Annotated in this window: 1 protein-coding gene; it reads right to left on the reverse strand. The window is 70.6% G+C overall.

The features are described from left to right. Window positions 1–36: 36 nt before the first annotated feature. Window positions 37–1,314: an IS66 family transposase gene (gene tnpC / locus ACFQS7_RS30905; protein WP_380070979.1), complete on the reverse strand. Its 1,278-nt coding sequence runs from the start codon at window positions 1,312–1,314 to the stop codon at window positions 37–39. Between the last annotated feature and the right edge of the window lie 52 nt (window positions 1,315–1,366).

The following is a 1,366-nucleotide window of genomic DNA, read 5'->3' on the forward strand; positions in this document are numbered from 1 at the left end:
GTAATTACCCACCCCCTGACTTCTGCGACGTAGCGGTCAGGCCGTGACAGTCGTCAGGATGGCGCCAAAGACGCTGGTGTTCGGCGCGAGGCGGGCTGTGGCGACTACGGTGCGCACGTCCGCCTCGCCCTGAGCGGCCCACATCGCGCGATAGCCGTTGGTGACCTTGCGCTGGATCACGGCGGGGCGGAGGTCGCGCTCGCAGGCGTTGTTCGTCGCCTCGACCTGGCCAGGCCAGTCCACAAAGGTCAGGAGCTGGTCGCGCGCTCGCCGCAGCTTCGCTTGCAGCGCCCGCGTCAGTTCGCAGCCGCTGGAGGTTGCCAGGATCGCGTCCAACCTGCGTTCGAGCGCCCGCCGCTTGGCAGCTAGAGTGGAGGCGGCCAGGCCCGCGGCGGTGTCGGCCAGGTCAAAGGCGGAGCTCAGCCAGAGCTTGAGCCGGAACGGCACTGGGTCGTCGCTGGCCTCGAGCGCGTACGCCACGTCGCGTGCCAGGTGTGCCAGGCAGGTCTGCTGGGCCAAGCCGTGGCCCTGCTGCGCGGCGTAGCGATCCGAGAGCCAGACCGCGGGGCGGTGCCCGTCCATCATGGCGCGCACGACGGAGGCGGCGCGCGTCGGCGCGGCCTGGTGCACCACGGCATCCTGGCAGCGGAACACCCAATGGTAACCGGTGCAGCCCTCGATCCGCACGCCGGTCTCATCGGAAGCGACCACCTCAGCACGACGCAGCGTTGCGACGGCCGCCTCACGCCCAGCCTGGAACCGGCCTTGGGCGCGGCGGAGCAGGTTCATCAGCCCGCCCTGGCTGAGGCGCAGCCCGAACAGGTCGGCGAGCGCGGCCTGCAGCCGCTCGTAGGAGAGCGCCTGGTAGGTCTTGAGGTAGGTGGCCACCGCATGCAGGCGCGGGCCGAAGGGCGTGCCGCTGACCGGCACCTGCGCCACGGCCCGCGTGCCGCATCCGGGGCAGCGCACCGCCAGGCGATGGTGGTGCACCACCTGCGGCCTGACCGCGGGCAGCTCGATGCGCTCCCAAACTCCGGCTGCTTCGGCTGGCAGATCGAGCGCGAGCGCCATCCGGCAGCACGGGCAGACATCGGGGCGGTGAGCGATCCTCTCGGAGACATCGTCGCTCAGGGGCCGGCTGTGGCCCGCATGGCCCGGCTTGGCGCCTCCAGGCTTGGCGCGCTCGCGCCGTTCCTTCCGATCCGTGGACGGCGGCTTGGAGGATGTACGTGATGTCTTCTCCGGCCGCTGCAGCCGCAGCACCAGCTCGATCAGCTCTGCCTTGCTTAGCCGCTCAAGCGCGTCCCGCTGCATGCCAGGATCGAATCAGCCAACCCACTCCCGCGCAAGGGGGGTGGGTAATTAC

The organism is Dankookia sp. GCM10030260, from assembly GCF_042666655.1.
Lineage (GTDB): Bacteria > Pseudomonadota > Alphaproteobacteria > Acetobacterales > Acetobacteraceae > Paracraurococcus.